Source organism: Streptomyces sp. NPDC046122 (assembly GCF_056429965.1).
The window spans coordinates 387,602-409,610 of sequence record NZ_JBWKLQ010000002.1 but is presented as its reverse complement, the minus strand read 5'-3'; the positions used below and the strand labels follow the sequence as shown (position 1 = coordinate 409,610).

The following is a 22,009-nucleotide window of genomic DNA, read 5'->3' as shown; positions in this document are numbered from 1 at the left end:
GGGCCCGCTCGGTCGAACCGGTGAGGAACGCGCCGCCGCGGCCGGGCGGGCGCCGGGTGTTACGCGTCGAGGCCGATCGCGAAGGCCGCTTCCAGATCGTGCTGCGAGTACGTACGGAAGGCGACGTGCGTGTCGGTGCCCTCGACGCCGGGGATCTTGCTGATCCGGCCGGGGATGACGTCCGCCAGGTCGTCGTGCTTCGCCACGCGGACCATGGCGATCAGGTCGTACGTCCCGGTGACCGAGAAGACCTCGCTGACGCTGTCCAGCGCGGCGATCGACTCGGCGATCTCGGGGATCCGGTCCACGCTGGTCTTGATGAGCACGATCGCGGTGATCACGGTTGGCTTTCTCCCTCGGTGGCCGGCGCTGAGGTCCTCACTCTATCCGTACGCCGACTGCGCCCCCAGGCGTAGAGGAAGCCCGCGCAGAACCCCGCCACGTGCGCCAGGTAGGCCACCCCGGGGCCCGACCCGGCGCGCTGCGCCGCCACCCACTGCAGCGCGAACCAGAAGATCAGCACGATCCAGGCGGGGAAGCGCAGCGGCAGGAAGAAGAGGAAGGGGAACAGGCTGGTGACGCGCGCCCTGGGGAAGAGGAAGAGGAAGGCGCCGAGCACCGCCGAGATGGCTCCCGAGGCCCCGACCAGCGTCTGGTCCGAATCGGCGTGGACGACGGCGTACACGACGAGGGCCAGGTAGCCGCAGCCCACGTAGAACAGGGCGAACTGGAGGCGGCCCATCCGTTCCTCGGCCATGGCTCCGAAGACGAAGAGGAACAGCATGTTGCCCAGCAGGTGGAGCCAGCTGCCGTGCACGAACAGCGCCGTCAGCGGGGTGACGAGCGCGGGCGGGCCGCCGCTCGTCAGCTCGTCGGGGATCACGCCCCACCGCTCGAAGTATCCGCTCTGCGCGGCGAGGAGCGCGTCGCCCGTGCCGTAGACCGGATTGAGGCCCGAGAGGGGGCCGACGACGAAGATCAGACAGCACAGACCGATCGCTCCGTACGTCACCACGGGTCCTCGGGCCGCTGCCCGCCAATTGATCACGGCCAGATCATCTCGTAACGGGACCGGGCGGGACAGAGCGCCTCGCCGGGCCCCGTCCCGCACCGTGGACGGTCCGCCGCAGGGGGTACCCGTAAGGCCGTAGGGTTACGGGCAGTAGGCGCGACGAAAGAGGACGCACGATGACGACGGTTCCCCTGCCGACTGCCGAGACTCGGTGGCGCTGCGCCCTGTGCGGCAATCTCACACGTTTCGACGTGACCCGCTCGTCGAAGGTGATCGAGTACGTGCATCTCGACCTGGCCGGAGAGTCGAAGGTCGAGGAACGCGAGGTGGTCAGTGAGACCATCGAGTCCGTGCGCTGCCGCTGGTGCAACGCGGTGGACCAGATCGAACTGGTGGACAGGCCTGGCGCCGGCTCCTGAGGACCGGCCCGAGAGTAGTGGGGTGACGGATTGTGGAGCATGCAAGCGGTGGTGAACCGGCCGGCTCGGCCGGGGACGCCGCCGAGGTGCTCGACCGCCCGCTGCCCGAAGGCGTACGGCACAAGGTCGTCGCCTTGGTCTCGGACGCGTTCGGCGGGCTCACCGTCGCGGAACTTCCGTCCCAGCTGAGGCAGTACGCCCGCTTCACCCCGAGCCGGCGCGCCAAGTTCGCGGGCAACGCCATGGCCGCGGCGCTCGAGGGCGACACGCTGTTCCGCCAGCGCATCGGCGAGCGGCTGCGCGAGGCGCAGCCCGAGCTCGCCCGCGCCCTGGAGGCCGGTTCGCCGCCGGCCGCGGCCGATCCCGTCGACGTGGCGGCGGCGGCGTACGTCCTGCGCCCCGTCGGCTGGGTCAAGCTGGTCGCCGCCGCGGGCGAGGAGGCCCTGCGGGCGGACGCGGAGCGCGCAGACGAGGCGGCCCAGCGCGAGCTGGAGCGGCTGCGCGAGGAGCTGGCGCAGGCACGCGAGCAGACGAAGAGCGAGACCGAACGACTGCGCACCGAGCTGGAGGCCGCCCGCAAGGAGGCCGACGTGCTCAGCCGCAAACTGCGCAGCGCGCTCAGCGACGTCAAGCGCGGCGAGGCGGCTCTGCGCCGTACGAACGCCGAGACCGAGACGGTGAAGTCCGACGCCGCCGCCCGGGTGACCGCCGCCGAGAGCGAGGCGCGGCGGCTGCGGGCCCGGCTCGGCGAGGCGGAGGCATCCGTCGAGGCGAGCCGCAGGGCCGTGCGCGAGGGCCGCAGCATCGAGGACATGCGGGTGCGGCTGCTGCTCGACACGGTGCTGGACGCCGCCCAGGGGCTGCGCCGCGAACTGGCCCTGCCGCCGGCCTCCGTGCACCCCGCGGACACGGTCGACGCCGTCGAGCCCGGGCGTATGACACCCAAGGACATCGCCGCGCGGGCGCTCTCCGAGAGCGACCCGGCGCTCCTGGACCAGCTGCTCGAACTGCCGCAGTGTCACCTGGTCGTGGACGGCTACAACGTCACCAAGACCGGCTATCCGCAGATGCCGCTCGACAAGCAGCGGCTGCGGCTGCTCGGCGGACTCTCGATGCTCGCGGCGCAGACCGGCGCCGAGGTGACGTGCGTCTTCGACGGTGCGGAGCTGGTGGCGCCGGTGCTGCTCGCGCCGCCGCGCGGAGTGCGGGTGCTGTTCAGCAAGCCGGGCGTGACGGCGGACGAGCTCATCAGGCAGCTCGTACGGGCGGAGCCGCCGGGGCGGCCCGTCGTGGTGGCCTCCACCGACCGTGAAGTCGCCGACGGCGTCGCCAGATCGGGAGCCAGGCCGGTTGCGTCCGCATTGTTGCTCAAGAGGCTTTCGCGCGTCTAGTAACTTCTCGGCCCTATGCCCTATTTGGGGAAACGTACTGTCAAGTCATGGTCACTACCGGTGGGATGAGAGTAAAGAATGTGACCACGGGGTGAGTTTTTACTCATGAGGATTTGAACTGATCACAAGAAGGTCACTAAGGTCTGCCCTCGAACCTTCGAACGGTTGAGCACCCATCCGGGGTGCCGGCGAAGGTACCGCCGAGTCCATGCAATTCGGTCCATTTCCGCGGGGGAACCGAAGCGTGGAGCCGGGGCCAACGTCCCCGACCCCGGTAGGCGGCTCGAGGAAGAAGGAGCTCGCCTTCGTGGCGTCCCACCGTCGTCCCAAGCAGCCGAGCCGCACTCGTGTGACCGTGCTCACCGCGACCGCAGCCGCAGCCGTCGCGCTCACGTCCCAGACCGCTCAGGCCGACCCCAAGCCGACCAAGAGCGAGGTCAAGGCCAAGGTCGACAAGCTCTACCACGAGGCCGAGGCCGCGACGGAGAAGTACAACCAGTCCAAGGAGCGGCAGGACAAGCTCAAGGAAGAGGTCGACAACCTCCAGGACAAGGTCGCCCGCGGCCAGGAGGACCTCAACGAACTGCGCGGCGCCATCGGTTCGGTGGCCAGCGCGCAGTACCGCTCCGGCGGGATCGACCCCTCCGTGCAGCTCTTCCTCTCCGCCGACCCGGACGACTACCTCGACAAGGCCGGCGCCGTCGACCAGTTCAGCGCCAAGCAGGCCGCGTCGCTGGAGAAGATCCAGGCGAAGCAGCGCACCCTCGCCCAGCAGCGCGCGGAGGCGACGGACAAGCTCGCCGACCTCGAGGACGTACGCCAGGAACTCGGCGAGAAGAAGAAGAAGTTCCAGGGCAAGCTCGCCGAGGCGCAGCGGCTCCTGAACACGCTGACCGCCGCCGAGCGGGAAGAGATGCGGGAGAAGGAGCAGCGCGCCAGCCGCGCCGCCACCGAGCGCGTGGAGCTCGGCAAGGAGGCCCCCGCCTCGCAGCGCGGCGCCGCCGCGCTGAGCGCCGCCGCCACCCAGATCGGCAAGCCGTACATCTCCGGCGCGACCGGCCCCAACGCGTACGACTGCTCCGGGCTGACCCAGTGGGCGTACGGCCAGGCCGGTGTCGCGATCACGCGGACCACCTTCACGCAGCACAACGACGGTACGAAGCTGTACAGCAAGAGCCAGCTGAAGCCGGGCGACCTGGTGTTCTTCAACAACCTGGCGCACGTCGGCCTCTACGCCGGCAACAACCAGGTGCTGCACTCCCCCAAGCCCGGCACTGTCGTGCGCTACGAGTCGATGGACTACCTGGGCGCCTTCCAGTTCGGTGTGCGTATCTGACGAACGCCGATCCTGGCGGTCGTTGCCCACACCGCCCGTTCGGGCGAATTCCGGCACCTTCTGCTGACTGTCCGCCCCACCGGTGACCTGGTTCTCCGGTGGGGCGCCGGTGTTTGCGCCCGACGGCGCCCGGCGCGGGCTTTTGGCCGCCGCGTGATCGCACCGCTACTGTCTGCTCGCGCAGCTCCCCGGTCCACTGGTCCGCCCGTCCGGGCGGCAGGGGGCTGCCCGCAGCGGAAGGAGTGCGGCTCCTGTGGCGACCCACCGGCGTCCCTCACAGTCCGGCCTCACGCAGAGCGCCCGGGTCACGATCCTGTCCGCCGCCGCGACGACGGCGGCGGCAGCGCTCGTCGCGGCCCCGGCGAGCGCCGACCCCCGCGAGCCCTCCCCGGCCGCCGCCTCGGCGCCGTCCCCGGACACCGCCACGGCCACCCGGGCGCGGGTCGACCGGCTCTTCGAGCAGGCCGAGCGCGCGACCGAGCGGTTCAACAAGGCCGACGAACTCGCGGACCGGCTGCGCGAACAGGTCGACCACGCCCAGGACGTGGCCGCCCGCGGCCAGGAGCGCATCAACCACATGCGGGGCGCGCTCGGCGCGGTCGCCGGGGCGCAGTACCGGGCGGGCGGGCTGGACCCGGCCCTCGCCCTGCTGCTGTCCGAGAGCCCGGACAGCTACCTGGCGAAGGCATCGGCCCTCGACCGCATGGGCGCCCGTCAGGTGGCCGCCCTGGGCGAGTTGAAGGCCGCGCAGCGCGAACTGGGCCGCCAGCGCGCGGAAGCGACAGTGAAGCTCGGGGAGCTGGAGCGCAGCCGGGCCGCCGTCGCCCGCCACAAGCGCACCGTGGAGCACAAGCTCGCGCAGGCGCGACGGCTGCTCAACTCGCTGCCGGCCCAGGAGCGCGAGGAGTTCGACGGCCGGTCGTCGCGCTCCGCGGACCGGCAGACGCCGCCCGCGCCGGCCGGGGCGCCCGTCTCCGGGCGCGCGTCGGCCGCCTTGCGGGCGGCGCAGGGCGCGGTCGGCAAGCCGTACGTCTGGGGCGCCAACGGGCCCTCGGGGTTCGATTGTTCGGGCCTCACCCAGTGGTCGTACGCCCAGGCGGGCGTCTCCCTGCCGCGCACGTCGCAGGCGCAGCGGTACGCCGGACGGCAGGTCCCGCTCGACCAGGCGCAGCCGGGGGACCTCGTGACGTACCGGGACGACGCCAGCCACATCGGCATGTACGTCGGCAACGGCCAGGTGGTGCACGCGCCCTATCCCGGGGCCCCGGTGCGCTACGACCCCGTCGGCATGATGCCCATCTCGTCGGTGACCCGGGTCTGAGCCGCCCGGCCGGGCCCTGCCCTCGCCGGCCGCCTGCCCGTACGATCGGCCGGGTGGCGGATCGGTGGCGCGGGACCCGGTGGCGGCGGTGGGCGGGGCCCGTCCTCGCACCGCTCCTTCTCGTGTCCGCCGCCACGTCGGCGTGCACCACGCCGGGCGAGCCCGCGGACACCGCCGCACGGGACATCCAGCGGACGCTGGACCGCAGGGCCGCGGCGCTCCTCTCCCGCGACGAGGCGGCGTACCTGGCGGACCTCGACCCGGGGGCGGCGCGGCTGCGGGCGGCGGAACGCGAGGAGTTCGCGAACCTCGCGGAGGTGCCGCTGGGCTCCTGGCAGTACCGGCTGACCGGCCTCGACCGTACGGACGCGGGACGCGTCACCGCACGGGTCGAGCTGCGGTACCGATTCGCCGGGTACGACGTAGCCCCCGTGAAAGCGGCCGAGCGGCTCGATCTGACACGCCGGGACGGGCGCTGGTACGTCTCGGCCGAGCGCCCTGAGCGTCCCGGCGGGGGCCGGCTCTGGGAGCAGGGCAGGGTCACGGCCGTGCGCGGCGCGCGCAGCCTGGTGCTGGGGGCCGGCCAGGACGCGGAGCGGCTGCGCGCCGTCGCCGAGGCCGCCGACCGGGCGGTGCCGGCGGTCGACCGGGCCTGGCGCGGTGAGTGGTCCCGCCGGCTGGTGGTCCTGGTGCCGCCCTCGCTCGAGGGCATGGCCTCGCTGCTGGGGGATCCGGCGGCCGGATACCGGGGCATGGCGGCCGTCACCACGGGCTCGGCGGGCGGGCGGAACGCGGCGACCGCGGACCGGGTGATCGTCAATCCGGAGGCGTACGCGCGGCTGGGCGACTTCGGGCAGCGGATCGTCCTCGTCCACGAGTCGACGCACGTCGCCACCCGCGCCCACACATCGGCCGCCACCCCGATGTGGCTCTCGGAGGGCTTCGCGGACTGGGCGGCGTACCGGGGTACCGGGCGCACGGCGGCACAGACGGCCCCCGCGCTCGGGCGTGCCGTACGCGCGGGGAGCCCGCCGGCGGCCCTTCCCGCCGACCGGGACTTCGGATTCGGCGGGGATTCGGGCGCGCTGGCCCGGGCGTACGAGGGCGGGTGGCTGGCGTGCGCGCTGATCGCGCGGGACTGGGGCGAGGAGAAGCTGACCGCCTTCTACCGCGCGGTGGGCGGGCACGAGCGGCGGGAAGGGGCGGTGGAGAAGGCGATGCGGGAGGTGCTGGACACGACCCCGGAGGACTTCACGGCGCGGTGGCGCCAGTACGTGCGGCAGCGGCTGGGCTGACGCCCCGGCCGGGTGTCACGACGCCAGCAGTTCCGGGTCCTGGGCCGCCCCCGCCCGCTGCGTCGGCAGCGCGTTCGGGTCGCGGGTGCGGCGGGTGGGCACCGTGTCCCGCCACAGCCGGCGGCAGGCGCTCAGCGTCGCCGCCACCAGCAGCCCGTTGCGCACCACGAGCAGCAGCACGCCCAGCGCGTCGCTCGTCACCACGTGCGAGAACCACACCGGGAACTCCAGGCACGTGACCCCGGTCGCGACCAGCACCAGCAGTGCGGGCCGCCCCATCCGGCTGCCCCGGAAGACCAGGCAGACCGCCGCCAGGCCGACCAGCCACAGCAGGTACTGCGGGCTGATCACCCGGCTCGTCGTGGTGAACAGCAGGACCGCCGCGAAGGCCGCGTCGCACGGCGTCGACGCCCGGAACGTGCCCGCCCGCAGCCGCCACACCAGCAGCCACCCGAAGGCGAGGGCCGTCAGCCCCATCGCCGCCGTGCTGACCAGCGGGACGTACGGGCCGACGAACTCCACCGAGCCGTAGTTCAGCAGCACCTCGCCCCGCCACCCGTAGTGCCGGGCGGCGTGGAAGACGAGGGCGCCGAGCGACTCGATCTCGGTGCCCCGGTCCCGCTGGAACGTGAGGAAGGCGAGCGCCCCCGGCATCGTGGCGCAGAACACCACCACGAGGGCGCCCCCGCTCACGGCCGCCGCCGTCCACGCGGCGCGGCTCGCCCGCCCGCGCACGGTGCCGGCGAGCAGCAGCACCGGCCACACCTTCAGCAGCGCCCCGAAGGCCGCGAGCGCCCCGAGGACGCGCGGGCGGCGCGCCCCCGCCAGCAGGGCCGCCACCGCGACCGCGGTGACCATCACGTCGTAGCGCGCGTACGCCGTCGGCCCCAGCAGCGGCACCCCGGCCACCCACACCCACGCGCCCGCGAGCCGCTTGCCGGGGCGCTGTCCTGCGTACAGCAGCAGGCCCGTGACCAGCGCGTCGGCGAGGCAGGCCAGCAGGAAGAAGGCCGTCGCGTAGCCGAGGAACGGCAGCAGGGCGGGGGAGAGGACCGCGAGGGCGGCGGCGGGCGGGTACTGCCACGTGATGTCGTCCAGCGGGAAGGTGCCGGCGCGCAGGATCTCGTACCAGCCCTGGTAGATCACCGAGACGTCGCTCGTCACGTCGGGGCCGGGCACGGCGAGCACCTTGAAGACGCACAGCAGCAGCACGGCCCGGGTGAGGACCCACACGGCGATGAGCTTTGTACGGCCTGCGCCCGTCATGACCACCCTCGTCCGTTTCCTGCATGGCTGAGGGAGACATGATGCAGGGCCCGGCCGCCCGAGCCAAGGAGCTGGGCCGTTCGGTACTGTCGGCGGCGATGCACAAGACCTTGATCGTGACCAATGACTTTCCGCCCCGCCCCGGCGGCATCCAGGCGTTCCTGCACAACATGGCGCTGCGCCTGGACCCCGAGCAGGTCGTCGTCTACGCCTCGACCTGGAAGCGCGGCCGCGAGGGCGCGGAGGCCACCGCCGCCTTCGACGCCGAGCAGCCGTTCACCGTCGTGCGCGACCGGACGACGATGCTGCTGCCGACGCCGCGCGTCACCCGGCGGGCGGCCGGGCTGCTGCGCGAGCACGGCTGCGAGTCCGTGTGGTTCGGGGCCGCCGCGCCGCTCGGCCTGATGGCGCCCGCACTGCGCGCGGCGGGCGCGCGCCGGATCGTCGCCACCACGCACGGCCACGAGGCGGGCTGGGCCCAGCTGCCCGCCTCCCGGCAGCTGCTGCGCAGGATCGGCGAGGGCACGGACACGATCACCTACCTCGGTGAGTACACGCGCTCGCGCATCGCGGCCGCGCTCACGCCGCGGGCCGCCGCGCGCATGGTCCAACTGCCGCCCGGCGTCGACGAGGAGACCTTCCACCCCGGCTCCGGCGGCGACGCCGTGCGCGAGCGGCTCGGGCTCGCCGGCCGTCCCGTGGTGGTGTGCGTGTCCCGCCTGGTGCCCCGCAAGGGCCAGGACACGCTGATCCTGGCGATGCCCCGCATCCTGCGCGCGGTGCCGGACGCGGTGCTGCTGATCGTAGGCGGCGGACCGTACGCCGAGGACCTGAGGAAGCTGGCCGCCGAGACCGGCGTCGCGGACTCGGTGCGCTTCACGGGCCCCGTGCCGTGGGGGGAGCTGCCGGCGCACTTCGGCGCGGGAGACGTCTTCGCGATGCCGTGCCGCACCCGCCGGGGCGGCCTCGACGTCGAAGGGCTCGGCATCGTCTACCTGGAGGCGTCCGCGACCGGGCTGCCCGTGGTGGCGGGCGACTCGGGCGGCGCTCCCGACGCCGTGCTCGACGGGGAGACCGGGTGGGTGGTGCGCGGCGCTCCCGCCGCGGTCGCCGCAGACGAGTCGGCCGACCGGATCGTGACCCTGCTCAAGGACCCGGAGCTGCGGCTGCGGATGGGGGAGCGCGGCCGGGAGTGGGTCGAGGAGAAGTGGCGCTGGGACCTGCTCGCGGAGAAGCTCAAGACGCTCCTCTGACGCGCCGGCTGCCGCAGCGGCGGAGCGGGCCCCGGAGACGTCCCGGGGCCCGCTGTTTCGTCATGGGGCTGCTCAGCCCTGGTAGATCGCCTCGATCTCGTCCGCGAAGTCCTTCGCGACGACGTTGCGCTTGAGCTTCAGCGACGGCGTGATGTGACCGGCCTCCTCGGTGAACTGGGTCGGCAGCACCCGGAACTTGCGCACCGACTCGGCCTTCGACACCGCCGCGTTGCCGTCGTTCACCGCCTGCTGGACGACGGCCAGCAGCTCCGCGTCGTCGCGCAGCGACGCCGCCGTCGAACCGGTCGGCTTGCCGTTCTCGGCGGCCCAGCGGCCCAGGAACTCCTCGTCGAGGGTGACCAGCGCGCCGACGAACGGACGCCCGTCGCCCACCACCATGCACTCCGCGACCAGCGCGTGCGCCCGGATGCGGTCCTCGATCACCGCGGGCGCGACGTTCTTGCCGCCGGCCGTGACGATGATCTCCTTCTTGCGGCCGGTGATGGCGAGGTAGCCGTCCTCGTCGAGCGTGCCGATGTCACCGGTGTGGAACCAGCCGTCGGTCAGCGCGTCCGCGGTGGCCGCGTCGTTGTTCCAGTACCCCGAGAACAGGTGCTCGCCGTGCAGCAGCACCTCGCCGTCGTCGGCGATGCGCACGACCGACCCCGGCAGCGGCTGGCCGACCGTGCCGATCTTCTGCCGGTCCCACGGGTTGAAGGCGGTGGCGGCGCACGACTCCGTCAGGCCGTAGCCCTCCAGGACGGTGAAGCCGATGCCCCGGAAGAAGTGGCCGAGGCGCTCCCCCAGCGGGGCGCCGCCGGAGATCGCGTACTCGCCCCGCCCGCCGAGCACCGCGCGCAGCTTGCTGTAGACGAGCTTGTCGAAGAGCTTGTGCTTGAGCCTCAGGCCGAGGGACGGGCCCTGCGGCGTGCCGATCGCCCGGCTGTAGGCGATCGCGGTGTCCGCCGCCTTGTCGAAGATCTTGCCCTTGCCGTCCGCCTGCGCCTTGGCGCGCGCCGAGTTGTAGACCTTCTCGAAGACGCGCGGCACACCGAGGATCAGCGTCGGCCGGAAGGAGGCCAGCTCGTCGGTGAGGTTCTTGATGTCCGGTACGCAGCCGAGCTTGATCGGCGCCATGACCGAGGCGACCTCGACGAGCCGGCCGAAGACGTGCGCGGCCGGCAGGAACAGCAGCACCGAACACTCGCCCGTGCGGAACAGCGGCTTCAGGCGCTCCACGGCGTTCCCGCACTCCGCGAAGAAGCTGCGGTGGCTCAGTACGCAGCCCTTGGGGCGGCCGGTGGTGCCGGAGGTGTAGACGATCGTCGCCGGGTCGTCGGCCTTCGCGCTCGCGCTGCGCTCGTCGACCGTCTCGTCCGTGACCTCGGCGCCCGCGGTGCGCAGCTCCCGCACGCCGTCGCGGTCGATCTGCCAGACGTGCCGGAGGGCGGGCAGCCGGTCGCGCACGGATTCCACGGCGGCGGCGTGCGCGTCGCTCTCGACGACGACGGCGACCGCGCCGGAGTCGCCCAGGATCCACTGCACCTGCTCGGGCGAGCTGGTCTCGTACACCGGCACGGTCACCGCGCCCGCGCTCCAGATCGCGAAGTCCATCTGCACCCACTCGTAGCGGGTGCGGGACATCAGGGCGACGCGGTCGCCCGGCTGGACGCCGGCGGCGATCAGCCCCTTGGCGGCGGCGCGGACCTCGACGAGGAACTCGGTGGCGGTGACGTCCGTCCAGGCGCCCGCGACCTTGCGGCTCATGACGGCCACATCGGGATGCTGCGTGGCGTTGCGGCGGATGAGATCTGTCAGGTTGCCGTCCGAGGGGACCTCGTACAGGGCCGGAAGGCTGAACTCGCGCAAGACTGCTGCTCCTCATCGGGCGCCGGCGCCACATCGGTGTGCGCGTCGGTTGCGGTCCAAGACCGGGCAGGTGCTCAGTGGGGTGAGCACGGTTGGACTGCCCGGACGTTACCCACCGGTAGTCCGTTCCGGATAGGGGGGTCCGCCCAGATGTTCGCTGCGTCACACGCCGTGGCGGTGCTCCGGGCAGACTAGTCCAACCACGCGGCGGCGCGGAAGTAACCGCAGGTCCGGCCCCCTCTACCCAGGCGCGGCCCCGGCGTCCTAGGGTGATCGCCATGCGAGTGCATGTGGTCAGCGACGTACACGGGAACGCCAGGGACCTGGCCAGGGCGGGGGACGGCGCGGACGCACTCGTCTGCCTCGGTGACCTGGTGCTCTTCCTGGATTACGCCGATCACTCCCGCGGCATCTTCCCCGAGCTCTTCGGCGCCGCGAACGCGGACCGCCTCGTCGAGCTGCGCACCGACCGCCGGTTCGAGGAGGCCCGGGAGCTCGCCCGCCGGCTGTGGGCGGACGTCGACCGGGCCGCCGTCATCGAGGAGGCGGTGCGCAAGCAGTACGCCGAGCTCTTCGCCGCGTTCCCCGCCCCGACCTACGCCACCTACGGCAACGTCGACCTGCCGCAGCTGTGGCCGGAGTACGCGACTCCCGGCACCACCGTCCTCGACGGCGAGCGCGTCGAGATCGGCGGCCGCGTCTTCGGCTTCGTCGGCGGCGGGCTCAGGACGCCCATGCGCACGCCCTACGAGATCGACGACGAGGAGTACGCCGCCAAGGTCGAGGCGCTCGGCGAGGTGGACGTGCTGTGCTCGCACATCCCGCCGGAGATCCCCGAGCTGGTGTACGACACCGTCGCCCGCCGGTTCGAGCGCGGCAGCCGGGCGCTGCTCGCGGCGATCCGCAGGACCCGGCCCAGGTACGCGCTCTTCGGCCACGTCCACCAGCCCCAGGTCCAGCGCATGCGCGTCGGCGCGACGGAGTGCGTCAACGTCGGTCACTTCGCGTCCTCCGGCCGCCCCTGGGTCCTGGAGTGGTGAGCCCATAGCGGTGAATTGCGGCCCGGCCGGTCGCGGTAGCCTTCACGCGGTACGTGACCGCCGGGTACACGCCCCGTGAGCACGTGCCCCCTGACCGGAACCGCACTGGAGGAGCCACAGCGATGGCCGAACACACCAGCTCGAGCATCACGATCGAGGCGGCGCCGGCCGACGTGATGGCCGTGATCGCCGACTTCGCCCGCTACCCCGAGTGGACCGGAGAGGTGAAGGAGGCCGAGGTGCTGGCCACCGACGCCCAGGGCCGCGCCGAGCAGGTGCGGCTGCTGCTGGACGCCGGTGCGATCAAGGACGACCACACGCTCGCGTACACCTGGACCGGCGACGACGAGGTCAGCTGGACGCTCGTGAAGTCGCAGATGCTGCGCTCCCTCGACGGCTCGTACAGCCTCGCCCCGGCCGGCGCCGGCGACCGCACCGAGGTCACCTACCGGCTGACCGTCGACGTCAAGATCCCGATGCTCGGCATGATCAAGCGCAAGGCCGAGAAGGTCATCATCGACCGGGCCCTGGCCGGCCTCAAGAAGCGCGTCGAGAGCGCCCCGAAGGCCTGATGCCCTGATGCGTACGGTCCTCGTCACCGGCCCCGGCGGCGCGGGCCGCACCACCGTCGCCGCCGCGACCGCTCTGGCGGCGGCGCGCGGCGGACAGCGCGCCCTGGTCCTGTCCACCGATCCGGCGGACACCCTGGGCGCGGCCCTGGGCGTCACCACCGGATCCGCGCCGGCCGAGGCCGCCCCCGGCCTGTGGGCCGCGAGGGTCGACTCCGGCGCCCACTTCCGCGCCGAACTCCTCGCCCTCCAGGAGCGCGCGGCCTCCGCGCTCGACCTGCTCGGCGCGAACCGGCTGGCCGCCGAAGAACTGACCGAACTGCCGGGCAGCGAACAGTTCGCCCTGCTCAGCGCCCTGCGGGCGTGCGGCGAGGCGCGGGGGGCGGCCGGGTCGTACGACCTCGTGGTCGTCGACCTGCCGCCGCTGCACGCGGCCCTCGCAGCGCTCGCCCTTCCCGAGCAGCTGCGCCGCTACCTGCGCCGGCTGCTGCCGCCCGAGCGCCAGGCGGCCCGCGCGCTGCGGCCCATGCTGGCCCAGCTCGCCGGCGTCCCGATGCCCGCGCAGTGGCTGTACGAGACGGCCGCCCGCCGGGACGGGGAACTCGCCGCCGTGCAGGCGCTGCTCGCCGACCCGGACACGACCGTACGGCTGGTGGCCGAGCCGGGGCCCGCCGGAGCCGACGCGCTGCGCGCCGCCCGTACCGGACTGGCGCTCTTCGGCCTGGCCGTCGACTCGGTGACGGCGAACCGGATCCTGCCGGGGGACTCCCCGGACACCTGGCTCGCGTCGCTGGCCGCGCAGCAGCGCAAGTGCCTGGCCGAGTGGGCCGAGTGGCGCGGCGCGGGGCCGTGGGCCCCGCCCCTGCGCGAGGTGCGCCACCTGGGCTCCGATCCGCGCGGCTCCGGCGACCTCGGCGCGCTGGCCGCGGACGGGGCCCTGGCGGTCGAGCCGCCCCGCCGGGACCACGACGGCACGGACGGCCTGCCGCGCGTGGAGGACCGGACCGGACAGGACGGCGTCCTCGTCTGGCACCTGCCGCTGCCGGGAGCCGTGAAGGAGGAGCTCGGCCTGGTCCGCCGGGGCGACGAACTCGTCCTCGACGCGGGCCCGTTCCGCCGGATCCTCCCGCTCCCCGCCGCACTGCGCCGCTGCGACGTCTCGGGCGCGGGCCTGACCGGCGGCGTGCTCAGGGTGCGCTTCACGCCGGACCCGGGGCTGTGGCCGAAGACCACGTGAACGGCTCGCCGCCGTTCGGGTAACGTCGGTGGTACGAGGCGTACGCACCGTACGAACCGCCGTCCTGCCGCAGGAGTCCGCCATGAGCGATGCCACCGAGCGTCCCTCCCCCGAGCCCGCCGAGGCCCCCGAAGCCGACGCGTGGGCGAAGGCGTGCGCCGAGGACCTCGCCGCCGAGAAGGCCCGCCGTCGCGCCGAGAGCGGCGGAGCGCAGCCGGGGTCGGCCGCCGAGGAGCTGCGCAAGCTCGTCGACGCCGTGGCCGACAAGGTCGCCTCCTTCCAGTCGGTGCTGCCCGGCATGGCCGCGCAGGGCACGGTCAGCCACCTGATCGACCAGGCGAAGTCCGCCGTCGAGCCCGTCATAGAGCGCAATCCCGAGGTCTTCGACCACCTGGCGGCGGCGGGCAACGAGCTGCTGGCCGCCTACCGCTCGGCCGTCCAGGGACAGGAGGGCCGCTGGACCCGCGGCCCCGCCCGCCCGGCGGACCGCGCGAGGAACGCCGGCACCGTCGACAACGCAGCCACCGCCGACAACGCAGCTGACGGCGAAGACGGCCCCGAAGGCCCTTCGCCGAGCACGCACATCGACCTGGACTGAGCTGCGCCTCGGGTACGGTTGGCCCTTAGCGGGGCTCGACCGAAAACTGAGGGACACATGGGACTCACCATCGGCGTCGACATCGGCGGCACGAAGATCGCGGCAGGCGTGGTCGACGAAGAGGGCACCATTCTCGACACCCACAAAGTGCCGACGCCGCCGACCGCCGAAGGCATCGTCGACGCGATCTGCGCGGCCGTCTCCGAGGCCGGCAAGGGGCACCAGATCGAGGCGGTCGGCATCGGCGCCGCCGGCTATGTCGACGACAAGCGGGCCACCGTCCTGTTCGCGCCCAACATCCAGTGGCGGCACGAGCCGCTGAAGGACAAGGTCGAGCAGCGCGTCGGCCTGCCGGTCGTCGTCGAGAACGACGCGAACGCCGCGGCCTGGGGGGAATACCGGTTCGGCGCCGGCAAGGGCCACGAGGACGTCATCTGCATCACCCTCGGCACCGGCCTCGGCGGCGGCATCATCATCGGCAACAAGCTGCGCCGCGGACGCTTCGGCGTGGCCGCCGAGTTCGGCCACATCCGGGTCGTCCCGGACGGCCTGCTGTGCGGCTGCGGAAGCCAGGGCTGCTGGGAGCAGTACGCGTCCGGGCGGGCCCTCGTCCGGTACGCCAAGCAGCGCGCCAACGCCACCCCGGAGAACGCGAAGATCCTCCTCGCCCTCGGCGACGGCACGGCCGCGGGCATCGAGGGCAAGCACGTCAGCGCCGCCGCCCGGCAGGGCTGCCCGGTGGCGGTCGACTCCTTCCGCGAGCTGGCCCGCTGGGCGGGCGCGGGCCTGGCCGACCTGGCGTCGCTCTTCGACCCCTCGGCGTTCATCGTCGGCGGCGGCGTCTCGGACGAGGGCGAGCTGGTCCTCGACCCGATCCGCAAGTCGTTCCGCCGCTGGCTGATCGGCGGCCAGTGGCGTCCGCACGCGCAGGTGCTCGCGGCGCAGCTCGGCGGCAAGGCCGGCCTGGTCGGCGCGGCGGACCTGGCGCGCCAGGGCTGACGAGCCGGCTCCCACGCCCGCGGATGCGCCCGCCGTGCCCCCTTGGGGTGCGGCGGGCGTTTCCGTATCTTGATCGGCATGGCGACGAGTACGAGCACGCTGCCCGAGTCCCGTACCGAGCCCGACGGTTCGGCCGTGATCCGTGTCCTCGGTTACAACATCCGCTCGATGCGCGACGACCGCGAGGCGCTGGCCCGGGTCGTCGCCGCCTGCGAGCCGGACCTCGTCCTCGTGCAGGAGGCGCCGCGGTTCTTCCGCTGGCGCAAGCACGCGGCGTGGCTGGCCTCCCACAGCGGCCTGGTCACGCTCGGCGGCGGAGCGACCGCCGCGGGCCCCATGCTGCTGAGCTCGCTGCGGGTGACGGTGGAGAGCGCCGAGGACGTGCTGCTGCCGCGTACGCCGGGGCTGCACCGGCGGGGGTTCGCGACGGCGGTGGTGCGGATCGGGGGCGCGCGACTCGGGGTGCTGAGCTGCCACCTCAGCCTCCAGCGCGAGGAGCGGTACGCGCAGGGCGGGATGCTCCTCGACCGCCTGAAGGAGATGGACGTACCGCACGCGGTGGCCGGCGGCGACCTGAACGAACGGCCGGACGGCCCGACGTTCCGACGGCTGGCCGGTGAGCTCCAGGACTGCTGGGCGGTGAAGCCGTGGGGCGGCGAGTTCACCTCGACGCCGGACCGGCCCCACCAGCGCATCGACGCCCTCTTCGCGACGCCGGGGGTCGAAGTCCTCGGCTGCGGCGTCCCGTCGGGGCTCCCGGAGGCGGACGTACGCGCGGCGACCGACCACCTGCCGGTACTCGCGGCGCTGCGCGTCCCGGCGTCCTGAACGCCCGGCCCCGACCCCGGTCGGAACGCGGCCCCCGGGCGGGGCGGGCCCGTCCGGGGCGCGTTCCGACCGGCAGCGGGAGCTAGACCACCGCGCCGCGGCCCGGGTCGTCGTCCTCGTCGTCGCCGTGCGCCATGCGCGCCACCAGCGTGGCGAAGCCGCCCAGGAAGCCGCCGACGCCGAGCGTCGTCAGCCACCACGTCATGTCCCACTGCAGCAGCACGGCGGCGAGCAGCAGCACCGGGCCGCCGACGACCGCCAGCCAGGCGAACCGCGAGGTGGTGTCCGCGGGCGGCAGGGGCGGCGGCTCCGGCGGGACGAAGTGGCCCTCGTCGCCGTCGTCGTCCTCCTCGGCGTCCTCCTCGCCCGGCTCGTCCAGCGAGTAGTCGCGCGGACCGGCGACGCCGGGCGCGAAGACCACGGAGCTGCCGAGCGGTCTGTCCCGGTCCGGGTCCGCGTCCGGGTCCTTCCCGTCCTGCCCGCCGGTCGCCTCGGCGTCCTTCTTGAACGGTACGGGCCGGTCGCCGCCGGTGGTGTTGCGATCGTCGTCCGGCAGGTAGAGGTCCTCGATCGGCTTGAACGGCTTGGCGCCCGGCGGGTCCGGCGGCTCCTCGCCGTACCCCGCGACGATCGCGGCCCACACCGCGTCCTCGTCGACGGGCTTCCCCGCGGGCGTGCCCGCCGCGGCGGCGTCCGCCGCCGTCCGGTCCGGCTCCCGCTCCTCCTCGCGGCCCGCGGGCTCCGCGTCGTGCTCAGCCACCGGTCGTGCTCCCCTTCTTCCCGACACTCGGAGCGAGGCGGCCGATGAACGCATAACTCTCGTCGAAGATCCGCTCCGCGTCATGGTCCAACGTCGCGACGTGGTAGCTCTGTTCCAGCAGGATCTCGGTGACGTCCGTGGACGAGACGCGGCTGAGGATGCGGGCCGAGTCGGCGGCCGGCACCACATGGTCCTGCGGGCTGTGCAGCAGCAGCATCGGCTGCGTCACCTGGGGCAGCTCTCCGTCGACGAGCCGGAAGAACTGCCGCACCGAGTGCGCCGCGTGCAGCGGGACACGGTCGTAACCGACCTCCTCGGAGCCCGCCTTCGCGATGTCGCTGCGCAGCCCCTTGGTCGTACGCACGAGATGGCGGGCGACCGGCAGCGCGTACGCCGACAGGCCGTGCACCTTGTTCGCCGGGTTGACCACGACGATTCCGGTGATCGCGTCCCCGTGCTTCGCGGCCAGGCGCAGGGTCAGCGCCCCGCCCATCGAGAGCCCGAAGACGAAGACCTGCGCGCACCGGTCCCGCAGGGCGCGCAGCTCGCGGTCGACCTCCGCGTACCAGTCCTGCCAGCCCGTGAGCTGCATGTCCTCCCAGCGGGTGCCGTGCCCGGGCAGCAGCGGCAGGGAGACAGTCAGGCCGCGCTCGGCGAGATGGTCCGCCCAGGGGCGCAGCGACTGCGGGGAACCGGTGAAGCCGTGACAGAGGAGGACGCCGACCTCTCCGCCCTCGTGGCGGAACGGCTCGGCTCCAGGAAGGACCGGCACCGGGGTCTCCTGTTCATGAGTGTGGTTCGCGGAGTGCGCGGGGGGGTGTCGCAAGATGCCCTTCACCGTACGCGACCGGACCGACACCGACCAGGTCCGTCGGGCGTCCTTGTGGGCGCGGGGCCAGGCCCGGCACGGGTTATGGTCGTCTCGACAGACAAGGGAAGGCACTCGGTTGATCTACGGCGCAATGAAGTTCTCCATCGGAGGATCCCTGAAGGTCGCCTTCAGGCCCTGGGTGGAGGGCCTCGAGAACATTCCCGCCGAGGGCCCCGCGATCCTGGCGAGCAACCATCTGTCCTTCTCGGACTCCTTCTTCCTGCCCGCGGTCCTCGACCGCAAGGTCACCTTCATCGCCAAGGCGGAGTACTTCACCTCGCCCGGTGTGAAGGGCAGGCTGACCGCGGCCTTCTTCAAGGGCGTCGGCCAGCTCCCCGTTGACCGCTCGGGCGCCCGCGGCGCCGGCGAGGCGGCGATCAAGGCCGGCATCGACGTGATCGAGGGCGGCGGCCTCTTCGGCATCTACCCGGAGGGCACCCGCTCGCCCGACGGACGTCTCTACCGGGGCAAGCCCGGCGGCCTCGCGCGGGTGGCGCTGGCCACCGGTGCGCCCGTGATCCCGGTCGCGATGATCGACACCGAGAAGATCCAGCCGCCCGGCAAGGTCGTGCCCAAGCTGATGCGGCCCGGCATCCGGATCGGCAAGCCGCTGGACTTCAGCCGCTACCACGGCATGGACGGTGACCGGTTCATCCTGCGGTCGGTGACGGACGAGGTCATGTACGAGATCATGAAGCTCTCCGGCCAGGAGTACGTCGACGTCTACGCGACGGCGGCGAAGCGTCAGATCGCCGACGCGGAGAAGGCGGCCAAGGCCGAGCGGGCCGAGCGGGAGAAAGCCGAGAAGGCGGAACGGTCCGGCGCGTAACAGCGTCCGTCCAGGGGTGGGGATGATGGCCAAGGCTCAGCGCGAGCGGGTCGTGCGCATGTCGGTCGAGCAGCCGCTGTGGCGTGCGCTCACCGCCTACCGCGTCCTGACGATGCTCTACGCGGTGCTCCTGTTCGTGTTCACCCGGGACAAGTTCGAGCGCCCGTGGGTGGCCGTGGCGTTCCTCTCGGCGATGACCGTCTGGACGCTCGTTACGCTCCCCAAGGTGGCGAACGCGGCGAGCTGCACCAAGCGGTTCCTGGTCGCCGACCTCACCGTCGCCCTCGCCGGCATCCTGCTCACGCCGCTCGCCGACTTCCAGGCGCAGCAGATCGACGGCCCCACCCTGCCGTCGATATGGACGGCGGGTTCCGTCCTCGCCTTCGCCATCAAGGGCGGCTGGCGCTGGGCGGCCTTCGCGTCCTCGTTCGTGGCCGCCGCGAACATCGTCGAGCGCGGCGAGCCGAGCCGGGACACCTTCCACAACGTCCTGCTGGTGTGGGTCGCCTCCATCGCGATCGGGTACGTCGTCGAGGTCGCCCGCGCCTCGGAGCGCACCCTCGCGCGCGCCCTGGAGATCGAGGCCGCCACCCGCGAGCGCGAGCGCCTGGCCCGTGACATCCACGACAGCGTGCTCCAGGTGCTCGCCATGGTGCAGCGGCGCGGCACCGCCCTCGGCGGTGAGGCCGCCGAGCTGGGCAGGATGGCGGGGGAGCAGGAGGTCGCCCTGCGCACTCTGGTCTCCACCGGCCTCGTGCCCGCCACGCGTGCCTCGGAGGACGCCGCGCTGGGCGCGGTCGTCCGTACGGTCGAGGTGGACGAGAACGAGGAGGCCGGCCCGGGCGCGCGCGAGTGCGACCTGCGCTCCCTGCTGGCCCCGCACGCCGGCTCGAAGGTCAGCTTCGCCGAGCCCGGCGCCCCGGTCCTGCTGGCCCCCGCCGCGGCGATGGAGCTGGCGGCGGCTGTCAGTGCGGCACTGGACAATGTGGGCAGGCACGCGGGCGAGGGCGCGCAGGCATGGATTCTGGTCGAGGACTGGCCGGACGAAGTGATCGTGACGGTACGGGACGACGGCCCCGGCATTCCGGAGGGCAGGCTCGCGCAGGCCGAGGGGGAGGGGCGTCTCGGCGTCGCCCTGTCGATCCGCGGGCGGCTGCGGGACATCGGCGGCACCGCCGAGCTGATCTCCGTTCCGGGGCAGGGCACTGAAGTCGAACTGAAGGTTCCACGGGGGAAGGCGGTACAGGCGCGATGAGCGACGCACAGCAGACGATCAGGGTGATGGTCGTCGACGACCACCCGATGTGGCGGGACGCGGTCGCCCGCGACCTGGCCGCGGCGGGCTTCGACGTGGTCGCGACGGCCGGCGACGGACCGCAGGCGGTGCGCCGCGCGCGGGCGGTGGGCCCCCAGGTGCTCGTCCTCGACCTGAACCTGCCCGGCATGCCCGGCGTCCAGGTCTGCAAGGAACTCGTCGGGGCGGACCCGGCGCTGCGCGTCCTCGTGCTGTCCGCGAGCGGTGAGCACGCCGACGTACTGGAAGCGGTGAAGTCCGGTGCGACGGGCTACCTGCTGAAGTCGGCGGGGCCCGAGGAACTCATCGACGCCGTACGGCGCACGGCCGCGGGCGATCCGGTCTTCACCCCGGGGCTGGCCGGACTGGTCCTCGGCGAGTACCGCCGGCTGGCCTCCGACCCGGCGCCCGCCGCCTCCGACGAGCCGAAGGCGCCCCGGCTCACCGACCGCGAGACCGAGGTGCTGCGGCTGGTCGCGAAGGGTCTGTCGTACAAGCAGATCGCCGAGCGCCTGGTGATCTCGCACCGCACCGTGCAGAACCACGTGCAGAACACCCTCGGCAAGCTCCAGCTGCACAACCGCGTGGAGCTCGTCCGCTACGCCATCGAACGCGGCCTGGACGACGCCTAGTACGACGCCTGAATTGCCCGACGCCCCATGTCGCTGTGACCTGGGTCACCACTAGCGTGGCCGCCGCACGGCACTGCTGTCTGCGGCGAAGGGACATGTCATGCGGGTAGGAGTACTGACCGGGGGAGGCGACTGCCCCGGGCTCAACGCGGTCATCCGCGCCGTCGTCCGCAAGGGCGTCCAGGAGTACGGCTACGACTTCATCGGCTTCCGGGACGGCTGGCGCGGGCCGCTCGAGGGTGACACCGTTCCGCTCGGCATCCCGGCCGTGCGCGGCATCCTGCCGCGCGGCGGCACCGTCCTCGGCTCCTCGCGCACCAACCCGCTCCAGGCCGGGGACGGCGTCCGCCGGGTCAAGGAGAACCTGGCGAAGCACCGGGTCGACGCGCTCGTGGTGATAGGCGGCGAGGACACCCTGGGCGTCGCCACCCGGCTGTACGACGACTACGGCGTCCCGTGCGTCGGCGTACCGAAGACCATCGACAACGACCTGTCCGCCACCGACTACACCTTCGGGTTCAACACCGCCGTGGGCATCGCGACCGAGGCGATCGACCGCCTGCACACCACCGCCGAATCCCACATGCGCGTCCTGGTCGTCGAGGTCATGGGCCGGCACGCGGGCTGGATCGCGCTGCACTCGGGCCTGGCGGGCGGCGCGAACGTCATCCTCATCCCCGAGCAGCGCTTCGACGTCGAGCGGGTCTGCGGCTGGATCACCTCCCGCTTCAAGGCGTCGTACGCGCCGATCGTCGTCGTCGCCGAGGGCGCGACGCCCCGGGACGGCGAGATGGTCCTCAAGGACGGCACGCTCGACTCGTTCGGGCACGTGCGGCTCTCGGGGGTCGGCGAGTGGCTGGCCAAGGAGATCGAGAAGCGGACGGGCAAGGAGGCGCGGACCACCGTCCTCGGGCATGTGCAGCGCGGCGGTACGCCCAGCGCCTTCGACCGGTGGCTGGCGACGAGGTTCGGCCTGCACGCGATCGAGGCCGTGCGGGACGGCGATTTCGGCACGATGGTCGCGCTGCGGGGGACGGACATCGTGCGGGTGCCGATGGCGGAGGCGACCGCGCGGCTGAAGACGGTCGACCCGGCCCTCTACGCCGAGGTGGGCGTCTTCTTCGGCTGAGCCCGGGCGGCCGGGCGGGATGGAGCTGTGGGCCTTGTGTTCGCGCTGAACGGCCCACAGC

Annotated in this window: 22 protein-coding genes; 16 read left to right on the top strand and 6 right to left on the bottom strand. The window is 73.0% G+C overall.

Annotation, left to right across the window (positions count from 1 at the left end; all coding sequences use genetic code 11):
* Positions 1-59 precede the first annotated feature (59 nt).
* The gene (locus tag AC07FK_RS06715; protein WP_005318592.1) at positions 60-341 is read right to left on the bottom strand and encodes an Lrp/AsnC family transcriptional regulator; all 282 of its coding nucleotides are present in this window, start codon (positions 339-341) and stop codon (positions 60-62) included.
* Complete coding sequence (locus AC07FK_RS06710; protein ID WP_479103188.1) at positions 338-1,048, bottom strand: rhomboid family intramembrane serine protease; 711 nt, start codon at positions 1,046-1,048, stop codon at positions 338-340. Before AC07FK_RS06710 ends, AC07FK_RS06715 begins: the two co-directional genes overlap by 4 nt.
* Positions 1,049-1,188: 140 nt before the next feature.
* Here AC07FK_RS06710 and AC07FK_RS06705 point away from each other — a divergent pair, with 140 nt between their 5' ends.
* From AC07FK_RS06705 to AC07FK_RS06685, 5 genes are all read left to right on the top strand, one after another.
* Entirely contained in the window at positions 1,189-1,431 is a 243-nt protein-coding gene (locus tag AC07FK_RS06705) for a hypothetical protein (RefSeq protein WP_028811405.1), read from the top strand.
* Between the two features lie 32 nt (positions 1,432-1,463).
* Complete coding sequence (locus tag AC07FK_RS06700; protein WP_479103187.1) at positions 1,464-2,822, top strand: NYN domain-containing protein; 1,359 nt, start codon at positions 1,464-1,466, stop codon at positions 2,820-2,822.
* A 307-nt stretch (positions 2,823-3,129) separates the two neighbouring features.
* A complete protein-coding gene (locus AC07FK_RS06695; RefSeq protein WP_479103186.1) occupies positions 3,130-4,158 on the top strand; it encodes a C40 family peptidase in 1,029 nt (342 codons plus the stop codon).
* A gap of 253 nt (positions 4,159-4,411) precedes the next feature.
* Positions 4,412-5,479, top strand: coding sequence for a C40 family peptidase (locus AC07FK_RS06690; protein ID WP_479103184.1), 1,068 nt, complete (start codon positions 4,412-4,414; stop codon positions 5,477-5,479).
* A gap of 53 nt (positions 5,480-5,532) precedes the next feature.
* On the top strand, positions 5,533-6,774 hold the full coding sequence (locus tag AC07FK_RS06685; RefSeq protein ID WP_479103183.1) for a hypothetical protein: 1,242 nt from the start codon (positions 5,533-5,535) through the stop codon (positions 6,772-6,774).
* Positions 6,775-6,789: 15 nt separating this feature from the next.
* On the opposite strand, the gene AC07FK_RS06680 is transcribed toward AC07FK_RS06685, so the two are convergent.
* Positions 6,790-8,040 (bottom strand): glycosyltransferase 87 family protein, encoded by a 1,251-nt coding sequence (locus AC07FK_RS06680; RefSeq protein WP_479103182.1) that lies wholly within the window; start codon positions 8,038-8,040, stop codon positions 6,790-6,792.
* Between the two features lie 98 nt (positions 8,041-8,138).
* Between AC07FK_RS06680 and AC07FK_RS06675 the strand changes: the two genes are divergently transcribed.
* On the top strand, positions 8,139-9,293 hold the full coding sequence (locus tag AC07FK_RS06675) for a glycosyltransferase family 4 protein (protein WP_479103919.1): 1,155 nt from the start codon (positions 8,139-8,141) through the stop codon (positions 9,291-9,293).
* A 72-nt stretch (positions 9,294-9,365) separates the two neighbouring features.
* On the opposite strand, the gene AC07FK_RS06670 is transcribed toward AC07FK_RS06675, so the two are convergent.
* A complete protein-coding gene (locus tag AC07FK_RS06670) occupies positions 9,366-11,162 on the bottom strand; it encodes an AMP-dependent synthetase/ligase (protein WP_479103181.1) in 1,797 nt (598 codons plus the stop codon).
* Between the two features lie 278 nt (positions 11,163-11,440).
* Here AC07FK_RS06670 and AC07FK_RS06665 point away from each other — a divergent pair, with 278 nt between their 5' ends.
* The 6 genes from AC07FK_RS06665 (at position 11,441) to AC07FK_RS06640 (ending at position 16,433) form a co-directional block, all read left to right on the top strand.
* Positions 11,441-12,202, top strand: a complete 762-nt coding sequence (locus tag AC07FK_RS06665) for a metallophosphoesterase family protein (protein WP_479103180.1) — start codon at positions 11,441-11,443, stop codon at positions 12,200-12,202.
* Positions 12,203-12,324: 122 nt separating this feature from the next.
* Complete coding sequence (locus AC07FK_RS06660; RefSeq protein WP_479103179.1) at positions 12,325-12,774, top strand: SRPBCC family protein; 450 nt, start codon at positions 12,325-12,327, stop codon at positions 12,772-12,774.
* A 7-nt stretch (positions 12,775-12,781) separates the two neighbouring features.
* Positions 12,782-14,008 (top strand): ArsA family ATPase, encoded by a 1,227-nt coding sequence (locus AC07FK_RS06655; RefSeq protein ID WP_479103177.1) that lies wholly within the window; start codon positions 12,782-12,784, stop codon positions 14,006-14,008.
* A gap of 82 nt (positions 14,009-14,090) precedes the next feature.
* Entirely contained in the window at positions 14,091-14,606 is a 516-nt protein-coding gene (locus AC07FK_RS06650; protein ID WP_479103176.1) for a DUF5304 domain-containing protein, read from the top strand.
* A 57-nt stretch (positions 14,607-14,663) separates the two neighbouring features.
* On the top strand, positions 14,664-15,605 hold the full coding sequence (locus AC07FK_RS06645; RefSeq protein WP_479103174.1) for an ROK family glucokinase: 942 nt from the start codon (positions 14,664-14,666) through the stop codon (positions 15,603-15,605).
* 78 nt (positions 15,606-15,683) lie between these two features.
* The gene (locus AC07FK_RS06640) at positions 15,684-16,433 is read left to right on the top strand and encodes an endonuclease/exonuclease/phosphatase family protein (protein WP_479103173.1); all 750 of its coding nucleotides are present in this window, start codon (positions 15,684-15,686) and stop codon (positions 16,431-16,433) included.
* An 82-nt stretch (positions 16,434-16,515) separates the two neighbouring features.
* Here AC07FK_RS06640 and AC07FK_RS06635 read toward each other — a convergent pair whose 3' ends face one another.
* Together AC07FK_RS06635 and AC07FK_RS06630 are read right to left on the bottom strand one after the other, a co-directional pair.
* On the bottom strand, positions 16,516-17,193 hold the full coding sequence (locus tag AC07FK_RS06635; RefSeq protein WP_479103172.1) for a hypothetical protein: 678 nt from the start codon (positions 17,191-17,193) through the stop codon (positions 16,516-16,518).
* Positions 17,186-17,965 (bottom strand): alpha/beta hydrolase, encoded by a 780-nt coding sequence (locus tag AC07FK_RS06630; protein ID WP_479103170.1) that lies wholly within the window; start codon positions 17,963-17,965, stop codon positions 17,186-17,188. Before AC07FK_RS06630 ends, AC07FK_RS06635 begins: the two co-directional genes overlap by 8 nt.
* A 175-nt stretch (positions 17,966-18,140) precedes the next feature.
* On the opposite strand from AC07FK_RS06630, the gene AC07FK_RS06625 reads away from it, so the two are divergent.
* The 4 genes from AC07FK_RS06625 (at position 18,141) to AC07FK_RS06610 (ending at position 21,948) form a co-directional block, all read left to right on the top strand.
* Positions 18,141-18,893 (top strand): lysophospholipid acyltransferase family protein, encoded by a 753-nt coding sequence (locus tag AC07FK_RS06625; protein ID WP_479103168.1) that lies wholly within the window; start codon positions 18,141-18,143, stop codon positions 18,891-18,893.
* A 22-nt stretch (positions 18,894-18,915) separates the two neighbouring features.
* Complete coding sequence (gene macS / locus AC07FK_RS06620) at positions 18,916-20,148, top strand: MacS family sensor histidine kinase (RefSeq protein WP_479103167.1); 1,233 nt, start codon at positions 18,916-18,918, stop codon at positions 20,146-20,148.
* Complete coding sequence (locus AC07FK_RS06615; protein WP_479103165.1) at positions 20,145-20,819, top strand: response regulator; 675 nt, start codon at positions 20,145-20,147, stop codon at positions 20,817-20,819. The genes macS and AC07FK_RS06615 overlap by 4 nt, the downstream gene beginning before the upstream one ends.
* 100 nt (positions 20,820-20,919) lie before the next feature.
* The gene (locus tag AC07FK_RS06610; protein ID WP_479103164.1) at positions 20,920-21,948 is read left to right on the top strand and encodes a 6-phosphofructokinase; all 1,029 of its coding nucleotides are present in this window, start codon (positions 20,920-20,922) and stop codon (positions 21,946-21,948) included.
* The last annotated feature ends 61 nt before the right edge of the window (positions 21,949-22,009 follow it).